Annotated in this window: 11 protein-coding genes; 4 read left to right on the top strand and 7 right to left on the bottom strand. The window is 73.4% G+C overall.

From position 1 onward, the window contains the following. Positions 1-70: 70 nt before the first annotated feature. The 3 genes from ACIBJC_RS05960 (at position 71) to ACIBJC_RS05950 (ending at position 3,260) form a co-directional block, all read left to right on the top strand. The gene (locus ACIBJC_RS05960; protein WP_399288518.1) at positions 71-1,078 is read left to right on the top strand and encodes a 1-aminocyclopropane-1-carboxylate deaminase; all 1,008 of its coding nucleotides are present in this window, start codon (positions 71-73) and stop codon (positions 1,076-1,078) included. Positions 1,079-1,227: 149 nt separating this feature from the next. Further along, complete coding sequence (locus tag ACIBJC_RS05955) at positions 1,228-2,094, top strand: hypothetical protein (protein WP_399288515.1); 867 nt, start codon at positions 1,228-1,230, stop codon at positions 2,092-2,094. 161 nt (positions 2,095-2,255) lie between these two features. Beyond that, positions 2,256-3,260 carry a bile acid:sodium symporter family protein gene (locus ACIBJC_RS05950; RefSeq protein WP_399289780.1) on the top strand — a complete coding sequence of 335 codons (1,005 nt, stop codon included), beginning with the start codon at positions 2,256-2,258 and terminating at the stop codon, positions 3,258-3,260. A gap of 33 nt (positions 3,261-3,293) precedes the next feature. Here the strand turns inward: ACIBJC_RS05950 and ACIBJC_RS05945 are convergent, their stop codons facing one another. From ACIBJC_RS05945 to ACIBJC_RS05915, 7 genes are all read right to left on the bottom strand, one after another. Next, entirely contained in the window at positions 3,294-3,926 is a 633-nt protein-coding gene (locus tag ACIBJC_RS05945) for a TetR/AcrR family transcriptional regulator (RefSeq protein ID WP_399288512.1), read from the bottom strand. Then, positions 3,923-5,944 carry a CocE/NonD family hydrolase gene (locus ACIBJC_RS05940; RefSeq protein ID WP_399288509.1) on the bottom strand — a complete coding sequence of 674 codons (2,022 nt, stop codon included), beginning with the start codon at positions 5,942-5,944 and terminating at the stop codon, positions 3,923-3,925. The genes ACIBJC_RS05945 and ACIBJC_RS05940 overlap by 4 nt, the downstream gene beginning before the upstream one ends. A gap of 62 nt (positions 5,945-6,006) precedes the next feature. Then, positions 6,007-7,833: a dipeptide ABC transporter ATP-binding protein gene (locus ACIBJC_RS05935; protein WP_399288506.1), complete on the bottom strand. Its 1,827-nt coding sequence runs from the start codon at positions 7,831-7,833 to the stop codon at positions 6,007-6,009. After that, the gene (locus ACIBJC_RS05930) at positions 7,833-8,738 is read right to left on the bottom strand and encodes an ABC transporter permease (protein WP_399288503.1); all 906 of its coding nucleotides are present in this window, start codon (positions 8,736-8,738) and stop codon (positions 7,833-7,835) included. Before ACIBJC_RS05930 ends, ACIBJC_RS05935 begins: the two co-directional genes overlap by 1 nt. A 29-nt stretch (positions 8,739-8,767) precedes the next feature. Then, positions 8,768-9,727 carry an ABC transporter permease gene (locus tag ACIBJC_RS05925; protein WP_399288500.1) on the bottom strand — a complete coding sequence of 320 codons (960 nt, stop codon included), beginning with the start codon at positions 9,725-9,727 and terminating at the stop codon, positions 8,768-8,770. 7 nt (positions 9,728-9,734) lie between these two features. Beyond that, a complete protein-coding gene (locus ACIBJC_RS05920; RefSeq protein ID WP_399288497.1) occupies positions 9,735-11,381 on the bottom strand; it encodes an ABC transporter substrate-binding protein in 1,647 nt (548 codons plus the stop codon). Positions 11,382-11,525: 144 nt separating this feature from the next. Continuing rightward, on the bottom strand, positions 11,526-12,395 hold the full coding sequence (locus tag ACIBJC_RS05915) for a helix-turn-helix transcriptional regulator (RefSeq protein WP_399288494.1): 870 nt from the start codon (positions 12,393-12,395) through the stop codon (positions 11,526-11,528). Between the two features lie 178 nt (positions 12,396-12,573). Here ACIBJC_RS05915 and ACIBJC_RS05910 point away from each other — a divergent pair, with 178 nt between their 5' ends. Further along, positions 12,574-13,518 (top strand): D-2-hydroxyacid dehydrogenase family protein, encoded by a 945-nt coding sequence (locus tag ACIBJC_RS05910; RefSeq protein ID WP_399288491.1) that lies wholly within the window; start codon positions 12,574-12,576, stop codon positions 13,516-13,518. Position 13,519 lies beyond the last annotated feature (1 nt).

Here is a 13,519-nt window from a genome sequence, read left to right as displayed (position 1 = left end):
CACCCGCACCCCGCACGTCCCGCACACCCACCCCACGCCCCACCCCGGTCCGAGCGAGAGGAACACCCCCGTGGCCATCGAGGATTTCGCACGCTATCCGCTGCTCTTCGGCCCGAGCCCGATCCACAGGCTGGAGCGACTGAGCGGCCATCTGGGCGGCGCGGCCGTCTGGGCCAAACGCGAGGACTGCAACTCCGGGCTCGCGTACGGCGGCAACAAGACCCGCAAGCTGGAGTACATCGTCCCCGACATCCTGGAGCAGGGCGCGGACACCCTGGTCTCGATCGGCGGATACCAGTCCAACCACACCCGCCAGGTGGCGGCCGTCGCCGCCCATCTCGGCCTGAAGGCCCGGCTCGTCCAGGAGAAGTGGGTCGACTGGCCCGACCCCGTGAACGACAAGGTGGGCAACATCCTGCTCTCCCGCATCATGGGAGCCGATGTCCGGCTCGACTCGGCGGGCTTCGGGATCGGCATCAAGGACTCCTGGCAGCAGGCGCTGGACGAGGTCCGCGCCGAGGGCGGTACGCCGTACGCGATCCCGGCCGGCGCCTCGGAGCACCGGCTCGGCGGTCTCGGGTTCGCCAACTGGGCGTACGAGGTGGAGCGCCAGGAGGCGGAGCACGGCGTCTTCTTCGACACGATCGTCGTGTGCAGCGTCACGGGCTCCACGCACGCCGGGATGATCGCCGGGTTCGCCGGGCAGGACCGGCCCCGGCGGGTCATCGGGATCGACGCGTCCGCCAGGATCGAGGAGACCCGGGACCAGGTCGAGCGGATCGCCCGCCACACGGCGGAGCTGATCGGTCTCGGGCGCGAGCTGCGCGACGAGGAGATCAGCGTGCTGGAAGGCTGGGCGGGCGACCACTACGGCGTCCCCGTCGAGTCCACGATGGACGCCATCCGGCTCACCGGAAGCCTGGAGGGGATGATCATCGACCCGGTGTACGAGGGCAAGTCCATGGCCGGGCTGATGGATCTGATCCGTACGGGCGAGATCGGCAAGGACTCGACGGTGCTCTACGCCCATCTGGGCGGCCAGCCCGCCCTGAACGCGTACAGCGGCGCCTTCGCCTGACCCGACCGAGGCCGTACGGAAGGGATGGTCCGGGGTCGCTTTTCGGCTCCGGACCGGCCCGGGATAAGTGGTTGAACCAAACACCACTCGATGTAGTGATCTATAGCGGCAAATCGACCCATAAGATGCCAATGACCGTTGATCACGTCATGGAACCCAGAGAGTTGTGGGAGCGTCACTCCGTGCTGGCGGCGGCATTCTGCGGCAGTGACGACCAGGTCCGGGAAGCCCAGGGCATTCTCGACGAGGCGCAGGCCGGGCGGACCCGGATGCTCGCGGCGTTCGCCGTGACCGTCGGGAGCGACTGCGCCGTCGCGAACCTCCTCGGACTCAACGAGCGCGAGGTACGGATCGCCCGGCGCACCGTCGGCAAGGACGACGCCCGCACCGTCGCCAAGCACCTCCTCACCGTGTCGCCCGACGACCACCAGACGGCGGGTCCCGCGCCCGCCGAGCCCCCGGCCGGGTCCTCGGCCACCGGGTTCGGCTCGCACCCGACGGAGTACCCGGGCGCCGACCAGACGGTCCCGCCGCAGCCCGCCCAGACCCCGCTCTCCGCGCACACCCCGACCGCCACCGTGCCGGTCACGGACTCCGCCTGGTCGGCCGCGCTGGACGCGGTCCTGGTGGGCGGCTGGCACACCGGGCTCGATCTGACCGCACTGGCCTCGGAGTTCGGCCTCGAACTGGCCCATCTCGTCACCCGGGCCCAGCGGCTCTCCGCCGAGGGCCGGCTCAACCAGCCCACGCCGCACGAGGACCGGGCCGGCCGGCACCGGCGTCTCGACGCCGTCACCCAGACGGAGCTGGGCGGCCACACCCCCGGCGCGGCCCCGGGGCACGCGGTGCCCTATCCGCGGAGCAACGACGACATCACCTGGCAGCAGATCTCGACCCACACCCCCTCGTGGGACAGCTCCATGGCGACCCAGACCGACTGGAACGGCATCGTCAGCCACTGGCACCACACCGCCCCCCTGACCCAGCCCTGGGAGCCAGCCAACCAGTACACCTGACCGCTGCCCGACCGCTGGTACGGACCGTCCGGCACCCCCGATACCGTCCCGCTCCGTGGTCACTCCTGACCACATGGCGAGACGGTGTTGCGCGGGGCGGCGCCGAGGCGTTGCATCGCGCCGTGCGATCCGAACAAGACTCCCCCACCGAGACCACCCCCGTGACCCCGGCCGCCCCGGCCACGCCGGTCACCCCCGCCGACGCCACCGACCGGGCGGCGCGGCGCGCGGTCACCGTCTTCCCCGTCCTCGTGCTCGCCGCGGGCGCCCTGGGGCTGCTGACCCCGGGCACCTTCGCGGGCTGGTCGGTATCGGTGCCGTACCTGCTGGGCGTCGTCATGTTCGCCATGGGGCTGACCATGACGCCGAAGGACTTCGAAGGGGTGGCCAGGCGGCCGTGGGCGGTCGGGCTCGGCCTGGTCGCGCACTACGTGATCATGCCGGGGCTCGGCTGGCTGATCGCCAACGCCCTCGATCTGCCGCCCCAGTTGGCGGCGGGCGTGATCCTGGTCGGCTGTGCGCCGAGCGGTACCGCGTCCAACGTGGTGACGTATCTCGCGCGGGGCGACGTGGCACTCTCGGTCTCGGTCGCCACCGTCTCGACGGTGCTGGCGCCGCTGGTGACCCCGCCGCTGACGCTGCTGCTGGCGGGCGAGTTCCTGCCGGTCGACGCGGGCTCGATGGTCACCGACATCCTGAAGACCGTGCTGCTGCCGGTCCTCGCGGGGCTGGCGGTCCGGCTGCTGGCGGGGCGGTACGTCGACCGGGTGCTGGGGGCGCTGCCCTGGCTGTCGGCGGCGACGATCGCCGTGATCGTCGCGGTCGTGGTGGCGGGCAGCTCCGCCGCGATCAAGTCCGCGGCCCTGCTGGTGTTCGTCGCCGTCGTCCTGCACAACGGCCTCGGGCTGGCGCTCGGATACGGCGCGGGCAAGCTGGCCAGGCTCGGCCCGCCCGCGAGCCGGGCCATGGCCTTCGAGGTCGGCATGCAGAACTCCGGCCTCGCCGCCTCGCTGGCGACCGCGCACTTCAGCCCGCTGGCCGCGCTGCCCGCCGCCGTGTTCTCGGTGTGGCACAACGTGTCGGGCGCGCTGGTCGCCGCGTGGATGGCGTACCGGGCGCGGAAGTCCGAGCCGGTGGCCGAGGCCGCGGCGGAACCCGCGCTCTGAGCCCCCGGCCCGACCGCCACCACGGCCGCGGTGTCAGGCCCCCCGCTCCAGCTCCACCTCGACCAGCCGGTAGAGATGGCGGCGCGCGTCCGGTGTGGTGAGCGGCGGGGACTGGCGCAGCCGCTGGAGCGCGAGTCCGTCGGCGAGCGCGGCGAAGCGCACGGCGAAGTCGGCCGGGTCCTCGCAGGTGAAGTCCCCCTCGTCCCGGCCGCGTTCGACCAGCGCGCGGATCTCGCCGTGCCAGCTCTCGTACCGCGCCGCCTGGCCGCGCGCGAACGCCTGGTCCCGTTCGCCCGCGTTCCAGTAGTCGAACCACATGCGCCAGTGCCGGTCGGTGTGGTCGGTGAAGAGCGCGTCGATCAGCAGCCGCAGCCCCTGCGCCGCCCGGGTGGCCTGGTCCGCGGAGGCGCTGAGCGCGGCGTAGTAGCGCTCGATGTGCAGCACCATCGCCGCGGAGAGCACTTCCTGCACGCTCTCGAAGTGGTACGTCACCGTGCCGACCGACACCCCGGCCGCCGCCGCTACGTCCCGTACCCCGACGGCCGCCGAACCGCGCTCCGCGATGAGCGGCACCGCCGCCTCCGCGATGAGGCGGCGGCGTACCTCGGTCGGCTGACGGGTCCGGCTGGCGGCGGCGACGGCCCGCCGTGGCGTTCTGCCCGTCATCCGGATGTCCTGGGGGTGGTCCTGTGCCATGACCGCTCGGCCACTGTCTCTCCGTTCGCCCGCGCTACGAGGGTGCTGTCCATGATGAACTCCGTTGCCGTGGCGCGTAGTTCCGTACTGGTCGTGAGGTAAGCGTCCCAGCCGTCCGGGCGCCGCAGCCGGATCGTCCACCGGGAGGCCGCCACGGCCGACAGGGGATCGTCCGCGCGGATACGGTAGACCTCGCGGGCGCTCTCCTCGTACCGCAGACCGTCCGGGTAGGTCCTGGACCCGCCGTAGTTCGGGTCGACCTCCAGGGTCCACTCGCCGGTGGCGACATCGTGCCGTACGACCCGCTCCGGGCGCGGCGGGGCGGCCGGGTCCGGAGCGTCCACGGTCACCGCGAGCGGCACGGCCTGCTCCGGCTCCTCGAAGCGGACCGGGGCGCGGCCCGCGTCGTACGCCGGATCCCGTACGGGCAGCAGGACGGAGCTCTCGCCGGGGAGCACGGTCAGCGCCCCGCGCTCGCCGTGCGGCCAGACCCACGGCCAGTACGTGTCGGAGACGGCGACGCGGACGCGGTGGCCCGGCGGGAAGGCGTAGCCGGTGGCGTTCAGTTCGAACTCCACGTCCTCGAAGGTGCCGGGCACCCACGCGTCCGCCCGGTCCCGGCCGTGGCGGGAGAGCAGGTTGAGCACGCCCCGGGTGACGAGGGTGGACGAGCCGTCGGGGGCGACATCGCAGACCCGGGCGATGACATGGGCGCGCGGGGTGGCGGAGTCGAGCCGCAGCCGGACCCGGGGCCGGCCGAGGATCTCGGTCCGCGCGGTCAGCGGCGGGGAGTCGAAGCAGACGGAGCGGCCGTCCTCCTCCCGCTGGTCGGGCGGCAGGTCGGTGGGGTTGCCGAAGGGGAAGAAGCGGCCCGCGTCGAGCCCGGTGTGGTGCGGCGAGCGCACGGTCACGGGGCCCGCCCCGGCGTCGCCGAGGGGGCGTTCCTCCCAGGTGACGGCGGGTGACGGCCAGGAGTCGTCGCCGACCCAGCGGCCCGGCATCGTCGCGTACGAGGTGGCGGGCGGGACGGGGTCGTTGATCCAGGCGCGCAGGGCGGGCTCGGCCATGACCCCGGTGTCGGCGCCCTTGAGGTGCTGGTCCCACCAGCGCAGCGTCTCCTGGAGGAAGCCGATCGCCGGTCCCGGCGGCAGGCCCCGGTCGGGGTACTGGTGCGACCAGGGGCCGATGAGCCCGCGTACGGGCGCGTCCAGCCGCTCGACGAGCCGCAGCACGGTGTCCCGGTACGGATCGGCCCAGCCGCCGACCGCGAGGACGGCGGCGTCGATGGCGGAGTAGTCCTCGCAGACGCTGCCGTGACGCCAGTAGTCGTCCCGCTCCTGGTGGTCCAGCCAGGTGTGGAGGTACGGGGTGATCGCGTCGAGCCGTTCGCGCCACAGGGGCAGCCAGCGGTCCGCGCCGACGTGCGCGGGGTCCGGCGGCCGGGCGGTGAACGCGAGCATCGTGCCGGCCCAGGCGAGCATGTCGATCCCGAGGACGGCGCCGCCCATGTAGTGGACGTCGTTGTCGTAGCGGTCGTCGGTGGAGCAGACGGTGACGATCGCCTTGAGCGGTTCGGGGCGCAGGGCGGCGATCTGGAGGGAGTTGAAACCGCCCCAGGAGATCCCGAACATGCCGACCTTGCCGGTGCACCAGTCCTGCGCGGCCAGCCAGTTGACGACATCGACGCCGTCGGCCAGCTCGGTCTCGGTGTACTCGTCGAGCATGACGCCCTCGGAGTCCCCGCTGCCGCGCAGATCGACGCGTACGGACGCGTAGCCGTGCCCGGCGTACCAGGGGTGGCGCTGGGCGTCCCGGGGCGCGGTCCAGTCGCTCTTGCGGTACGGCAGGTACTCCAGCAGGGCGGGTACGGGATCGGCCGCCGCGTCCACGGGCCGCCAGATCCGGGCGTGCAGCCGGGTGCCGTCCCGGGTGGGGATCCAGACGTCCTCGGAGTGGATCCGCCGGTCGTACGTCTCGCGGTACCGCATGGGTGTTTTTACCTCTTGTCTCTCTGGCTGTGAGGACCGGGCCCCGGGGCCTGACCCCGGGGTCAGGCGCCCGCCGGGCGCCAGCGGCGGATGCGGTGGCGGCTGGTGATCTCCGTCCAGACGTCGTCCCCGGACGCCGCGTCCTGCCACTCCTCCTGCGGCACCTCCACCCGCTCCGCCTCCGGATCGGGCTCCAGCGCGGCGGCCATGAGCCGGCGCGTGTACGGGTGGGCCGGCGCCGTGAACACCGCGTCCGTGGGGCCCTCCTCCACCACCACGCCGTGCCGCAGCACCAGGACCCGGTCCGCGATGCCGCGGACCACCGCCAGGTCGTGGCTGATGAAGAGACAGGCCAGCCGGCGCTCCCTGCGCAGGTCGTCCAGGAGCCGCAGGACCTCGGCCTGGACGGAGACGTCGAGCGCGGTGGTGATCTCGTCCGCGATGAGCACGTCGGGCTCGCCCGCCAGCGCCCGTGCGATGCCGATCCGCTGCCGCTGGCCGCCGGAGAGCTGCGCGGGCAGCCGGTCGGCGAACTCCGGGGGGAGGTGTACGTCGGCGATGAGGCGGCGGGCCCGTACCGCCGCGTCGGCGCGGGAGGTCGCCGTACCGAAGACGCGCAGCGGGCGGCGTACCGCGTCGCCCACCGAGCGGCGGGGGTTGAGCGAGGTGTCGGCGTTCTGGAAGACGAGCTGGATCGTGCGGCGCAGGTCGCGGGGGCGCTTGCGGGACGGCGCGGTGAGATCCCCGTCGCCGTGGCGTCCGTCGCCGTGGCCTCCGTCACCGGGCCCGCCCTCACCCTGGCCGCCGGCCGCCGTCATCGTGCCGCCGGACGGGGCGCGCAGCCCGGCCAGCGACCACGCGAGCGTGGACTTGCCGCTGCCGGACTCCCCGACGAGCGCCACGATCTCGCCGCGCCGTACCCGGAACGAGACGCCGTGGACGGCGCGGGCGGCCCCGTAGTCGATGGTGACGTCCCGTACGGCGACGGCCTCGGGGGCGTCGTCGGGCAGCACGGCCCGGGGGCGGATCTCGCGGGTGCCGTCCTCGCCGACCAGCGCGAGGCCGTCGTCCGCGAGGCGCGGGACGGCGGCGAGCAGCCTACGCGTGTACGGCTCGGCGGGCTCGCCGAAGAGCCGGCGCGTGGGCGCGCTCTCCACGACGCGGCCCGCGCGCAACACGGTGACCTGGTCGGCCATGTGCGCGACCACGCCGAGGTCGTGGCTGACCAGGACGGCGGCGAGGCCGAGTTCGTCGCGCAGGGCGCCGATCAGGTCGAGGACACCGCGCTGGGTGACGACGTCCAGGCCGGTCGTCGGTTCGTCCAGGACCAGGACCCGGGGCCGGGCGGCGATGGCCATGGCGATGGCGACGCGCTGCTGCTGTCCGCCGGAGAGTTCGTGCGGATAGCGGCGGGCGATCTCGGCGGGGCGCGGCAGCCGGACCTGTTCGAGGAGGTCCGCCACCGAGTGGCGGGCGGCGTCCTCGTCGCGCAGCGCCTCGGCGATCTGCCGGCCGACGCGCATGGAGGGGGTGAGCGCGTGGCCCGCGTTCTGGGCGACCATCGCGACCGTACCGCCGCGCAGCCGGCGCAGTTCCCGGGGCGGCAGCGCGAAGACGTCCTGTCCGTCGACGCGTACGGTGCCCGCGGTGATCCGGGACCCGTGGCGCAGGTGGCCCAGGAGCGTGGCGGCGACGGTGGACTTGCCGCTGCCGGACTCGCCGACCAGGGCGAGGGTCCGGCCGGGCAGGACGTCGAGGGTGACATCGCGGACGACAGGCACGTCGGCTCCGCCGGAGCGGTAGGCGACATGGAGGCCGGTCACCGAGACCAGCGCGGCGCCCCGGTCGGTCGTACGGGCGGCGGCGCCGCCGGTCGCGTGCGTGGTCATCAGGAACCCTCCCGGATCCGGTCGACGCCCCACGCCTTGGACAGGCCGTCGGCGGCGAGGTTGAGCCCGACCACGAGGGTGGCCAGGGCGATGATCGGGGCGAGGCTGGCCATCGGTACGACGGTGATGGCGGTGCGGTTCTCCGCGACCATCAGCCCCCAGTCGGGGGTGGGCGGGTTGGCGCCGAAGCCGAGGAAGGACAGGGAGCTGATCAGCAGCACGACCCAGGAGGCGCGCATGGCGAACTCGACGCACACCACGTCGGTGATGTTGGGCAGCACCTCGCGGCGCAGGATCGACCAGGTCGACTCGCCTCGGGCGCGCGCGGCGGTGACGTAGTCCGCGGGGACGACGGCGAGGGCCGCGCCGCGCACGACCCGTACCACCTGCGGTACGTGGACGACGGCGACGGCCAGCACGATGACGCCCGGGCCCGAGCCGAGCGCGGTGACGATGACGAGCAGGGCGAGGATCGACGGGACGGAGAGCACGGCGTCCAGCACCCGCATCAGCGCGTCGTCGAGCCGGCCGCCGCGCAGGGCCGTGGCGCAGCCGAGGACGGTGCCGAGGGCGACGGTCAGCAGGGTCGCGGCGACGGAGACGCCGAGCGCGTACCGCCCGCCGTACAGCACGCGGGTGAGGACGTCGCGCCCGTACTGGTCGGTGCCGGCCCAGTGGTCCGCGCCCGGTCCGAGCAGGGCGCGCGAGGAGTCGCCCACGGTGGGCGCGTACGGGGTGAGGAGCGGGGCGAGCAGGGCGACGGCCACATGGACGGCGACGACGGCGAGGCCGAGGGAGGCGGCGCGGGAGGAGCGTACGGTCCGCCAGGCGCGGGCCGCGAAGCCCGGGCGTACGGGCGGCGCGCCCGCCGTCACGGGTGGCCGCGCGGAACTCGGGGAACTCACGGAACTCATCGGGTCCTCACTCATCGAGCTCATCGAGTCCGCCCGCCGCGGGTACGGAGCTTGGGGTTCAGGGCCATCGCGCCGAGGTCGGCGGCGAGGTTGCACAGGACGTACCCGACCGCGCTGATGAGGGCGATGGCCTGGAGGACGGGCAGGTCGCGGTTCTGCACGGAGGAGAGCATCAGCTTGCCGATGCCCGGGTAGTTGAAGACGTTCTCGACGACGGCGACACCGCCGATCAGCCAGGCCACGTTGAGGGCGATCACATGGAGCGTGGGCAGCAGGGCGCCGGGAAGGGCGTGCCGGGTGACCACGCGCCAGGAGGAGAGGCCCTTGAGGCGGGCGGTGGTGACGTACTCGCTCGCCATCACGTCGATCACGGAGGTGCGGGCCATACGCACGATGTACGCGGCCATCACCACGGCGAGCGAGACGGCGGGCAGCCAGACCGCGGGCAGCAGTTGTCCGGTGGTGGCGCCGGGCCCGTAGAGCACGACCGCGGGGAAGAGCGGGAGGGCGACGGAGAAGGCGAGGACGAGGACGGTCGCCACGACGAACTCGGGGACGCTCATCCCGACCAGGCTGACCGTGGAGATGAGGTGGTCGGGCCAGCGGTCGCGGTAGTACCCGGCGACGACGCCGAGGACGAGGGAGCCGGTGACGGCGAACAGGACGGTGACGGCGGCGATCAGCAGGGAGTTGCCGAGGTACTGCGCGACCTCGCCGCCCACGGCCTTGCCGGAGACGAGCGAGGTGCCGAAGTCGCCCTGTACGGCGCCCTTGACCCACGCGAAGTAGCGCTCCCAGGCGGGCTGGTCGAGATGGAGCTTGTCGCGCAGCGCGGCGACGGCGGAGGGGGTGGCGTCCTTGCCGAGAACCTGGGTGGCGACATCGCCGGGCAGCGCCTGGACGGCGAGGAAGACGAGGACGGAGGAGAGCAGGAGGGTGCCGATCGCGGTGACGACGCGGCGGGCCACGAAGGTGAACACGGTGGTCTCAGGCTCCCTTCAGGCCGATGCCGAGGTAGTCGAACTCGAAGCCGTGCTCGGCGTAGCCGCGCACGGCGCGGGAGATGCCGACGAGCCGGTCCGCGAACATCGGGGTCATCGCCCCGCCCTTGTCGATGACGAAGGTCTGGGCCTCGCCGTACAGCTCACGCCTGCGCGCGTCGTCGGTCTCGCGCCTGGCCCGGTCGAGCAGCGCGTCGAACCCCTTGTCCGACCAGGCGGTCTCGTTGTAGCCGGAGCCGCTGCGGAAGACCTGGTTGAGGAGTTGGTCGACGGGGCGGCCGGTGAACCAGTAGGTGGCCATGAGCGGCTTCTTCATCCAGATCTGGGTGTAGTACGAGTCCGCCGACGCGGTCTTGACCCTGATCCGGATGCCGGCCCGCTGGGCCGACTCCTGGTAGGCGAGGGCCATGGGCGTGAAGATCGGGTCGTAGGACGAGGTGTAGAGGTCGACCGCCAGCCGTTCCTGGCCCGCCTTCTTGAGGAGATGCCGGGCCTTCTCCGGGTCGTGGACGGGGTGGTCGGCGAGATGGTTGGGGTCGCTGGGCGGTACGGGGTTGTCCCAGCCGAGGGTGCCGGCGCCCTGGAGGGCGACCTTGAGGACGTGCTCGGGGTCGTAGGCGAGCTTCATCGCCTGGCGGACGCGGACGTCGGTGAAGGGCTTCTCGGTGGTGAGCATCGGCAGGACGTACCACTGTGCGTCCTTGACGCGGGCGATGGTGGCCCGGTCGGAGGCGGCGACGACCCGGGCGGTGGCGAAGTCCAGATTGGTCTGGGAGAGCAGGTCGACCTGCCCGGCGAGCAGGGCGTTCGAGCGGGCCTGCATGTCGGCGACGGAGTAGAACTCGATGGCGTCGAGGACGGGCCGGCCGGCCCAGTGCTCGGTGTGGGCGGTGACGCGGCCGGGTCCGGCGGCGGTGAAGGACGTCAGCTTGAAGGGGCCGGTGCCGATGCCGGTACGGCCGATGGAGCGGGCGCTGCCGTCGGGGATGACATAGCAGTTGTAGTGCGTCAGCAGGCTGGGGAACTCGGCGTTCGGGGTCTTCAGCGGGACGACGAGGGTGTGTGCGTCGGGGGTGCGGAGCGTCTTCGGGTCGATGAGCGGGGCGAGGACGGCAGCCTGCGGTGAGGCGGTCGCCGCGTCGAGGATGTGGCGCAGGGTGTAGGCGGCGTCGGCGGAGGTGAAGGCGCGGCCGTCGTGGAAGGTGAGGCCGCGGCGGAGCCGGAAGGTCCAGGTACGGGCCTGGTCGTCCGGTTCCCAGGACTCGGCGAGGTCGGGGGCGAGCAGGCCGTCGGGGCCGACCCGGACGAGCCGGTTGTAGAGGGCGCCGAGGTATTCGTACGCGGAGAGCGCGCTCGCCGGGTCCAGGGTCTCGGCCTCGGAGGCGGGCGGCCTGGCGATGCGCAGGGTGCCGCCGCGGTCGGGCCGTCCTGCGGGCGCGGCGTCGGGCACGGCGCCCGTCGGCGCCCCGGATCCGGCGCCGCCGGAGCAGCCGGTGAGCAGCCAGGAGGCGCCGAGGGCCGCGCCGCCGGCCGCCGCGGCGGCGAGCAGTGAGCGCCGGGGCGGTCCGGCTGCCCCGGCGTTCCCGGCCCGGCCTGCCGCCCCGGGGGCCGTTCGTCGGTAAGTGTCGGACATGTACCGGACACCCTTCGCATTGATTCGTTCCGCTGAACGATTGGGTGAAGTGCGTGAACGATAGCCAGGCATCACTCCCCCGCCAACCCCTTGTGCGCGGAAATTAACCCGGGAAATCGACTCGTTACCTGGTGCGGTCCGCCGTCACCTGGCACGGGGCGCGGTCGGCGGCCCGTAGAGCGCGGCCAGTTCGGCGGCGAGGCGCGCCAGGTGTTCCCGGGCCTCCCGGGGCGCGAGGATCTCGATCCTGGAGCCCAGCCCGGCCAGTTGCGCGGCCAGGGCCTGTGGCGACGGGCCGTCGACCTCGAACGCCATCCAGCCGTGGGCCAGCGGTCCGCCGAGCCGCAGCCGCCCGGCGAACAGCGCGCGCAGGGCGGCCTCGGCACCGCGCTCGGCCCGGGCCCGTACGGTCGCCGCACGCATCCGCTCCTCCACGGTCGAGGCGAGGGAGCGCCAGACCGCGGCGAGGTCGACCCCCTCCGGGCGGACGACGGGGGCGCCGGTCGGCTCGACGGAGGTAACCCGGCCGAGCCGGAAGATCCGCAGGCCGCCCGCGCCCCGGTCGGCGCCGGTGCCCGCGACGAGGTAGCGGACCCCGGCCTTGGTCGCGAGGCCCAGCGGATGGACGATCCGCTCCTCGGGCGGCCCCTCGGGCCGCTCGTACCCGAGGCGGACCTGTGTCCCGTCCACGACGGCGCGTTCGAGCGCTCTGAGGTGCGGTGTGCCGCCCTCGTGCGGGGAGGGCGGCACACCGGGCCCGTCCGTGATCAGGAACAGCTCACGGAGCTCGCCGACGGTCAGCCCGCCCTGATCCGTCCGCGCCCCGCCGACCAGCGCCCAGCCGCCGCCCCGCCCGCGCTGCGGGTAGACGGGGATTCCGGCGGTCGCCAGCGCCTCCAGGTCGCGGCGCGCCGTACGTTCGGACACGGCCAGTTCCGCCGCCACCTCGGTCGCGGTCACCCGCCCACGCGACTGGAGGAGCAGCAGCGTCGCCACCAGGCGATCGGCCCTCATGGAGCCATTCTCCTCCTCCGCACGGATCGGAGGAGGGTGCCGCGCCCCGCCCTGGCGCCCGGCCGGTCCGGCGCGGCCCCGGCCCATCGTGTTGACTTCCGCCCAGTACCCGGCACGCCGTACCCGTGGTCCCGTACGAGCCGGGACCGGCCCGAGTTTCCGTGTGAAGGAGCCATCCATGCGTATCGCCGTCCTCGACGACTACCAGCGGGCCGCCCGTCGCTTCGCCGATTGGGACGCGCTCGGCGGCGAGGTGGTCTTCTTCCACGAGCCGCTGTCCGGCGTGGCCGCGGTGAGCACGGCGCTGGCCGGTTTCGACGTGGTGGTCATCATGCGTGAACGCACGCCGTTCACCACCGAGTTGTTCGACCGGCTGCCCGCGCTGCGGCTGCTGGTGACCACGGGCATGGCGAACGCGTCGGTGGATCTGGCGGCGGCCCGGCGGCACGGGGTGACGGTCTGCGGCACGGAGGCGGTGCCGCACGCCACCGCGGAGCTGACCTGGGGGCTGATTCTCTCGCTGGCCCGGAACATCCCCGCGGAGTCGGCCGGGATACGCGAGGGCGGCTGGCAGACGACGATCGGCCGCGATCTGCACGGCCGTACGCTCGGTGTCGTCGGGCTGGGGCGGCTCGGTTCCCGGGTCGCCGCGATCGGCGCCGCGTTCGGGATGCGGGTCCTCGCCTGGAGCAGCAATCTGGACGCGGAGCGGGCCGTGGCGGCGGGCGTGGAGCCGGTCGACAAGCGGACCTTGTTCTCGCGGGCCGATGTCGTCACCGTCCACTACAAGCTCGGTGCGCGCAGTACGGGGCTGATCGGCGCCCCGGAGCTGTCCTGGATGAAGCCGACGGCCCTGCTCGTCAACACCTCACGGGGCCCGCTGATCGACACCGCCGCGCTGGTCGAGGCGGTGCGCGACGGCCGGATCGCCGGGGCGGGCCTCGACGTGTACGACATGGAGCCGCTGCCCGCCGACGATGTCCTGCGCACGCTCCCCCGTACGGTCCTGACCCCGCACCTCGGCTATGTCACCGAGGCCACCTACGAGGTGTTCTACGGTCAGGCGGCCGAGGACATCGCGGCGTTCCACGCGGGCGCTCCGCTGCGCGTCCTCACCGGCTGAG

The sequence above is a fragment of the Streptomyces sp. NPDC050509 genome (assembly GCF_044457965.1).
GTDB lineage: Bacteria > Actinomycetota > Actinomycetes > Streptomycetales > Streptomycetaceae > Streptomyces.
Note: the sequence above shows the minus strand (reverse complement) of the source record. Positions and strands in the feature narration are given on the sequence as shown.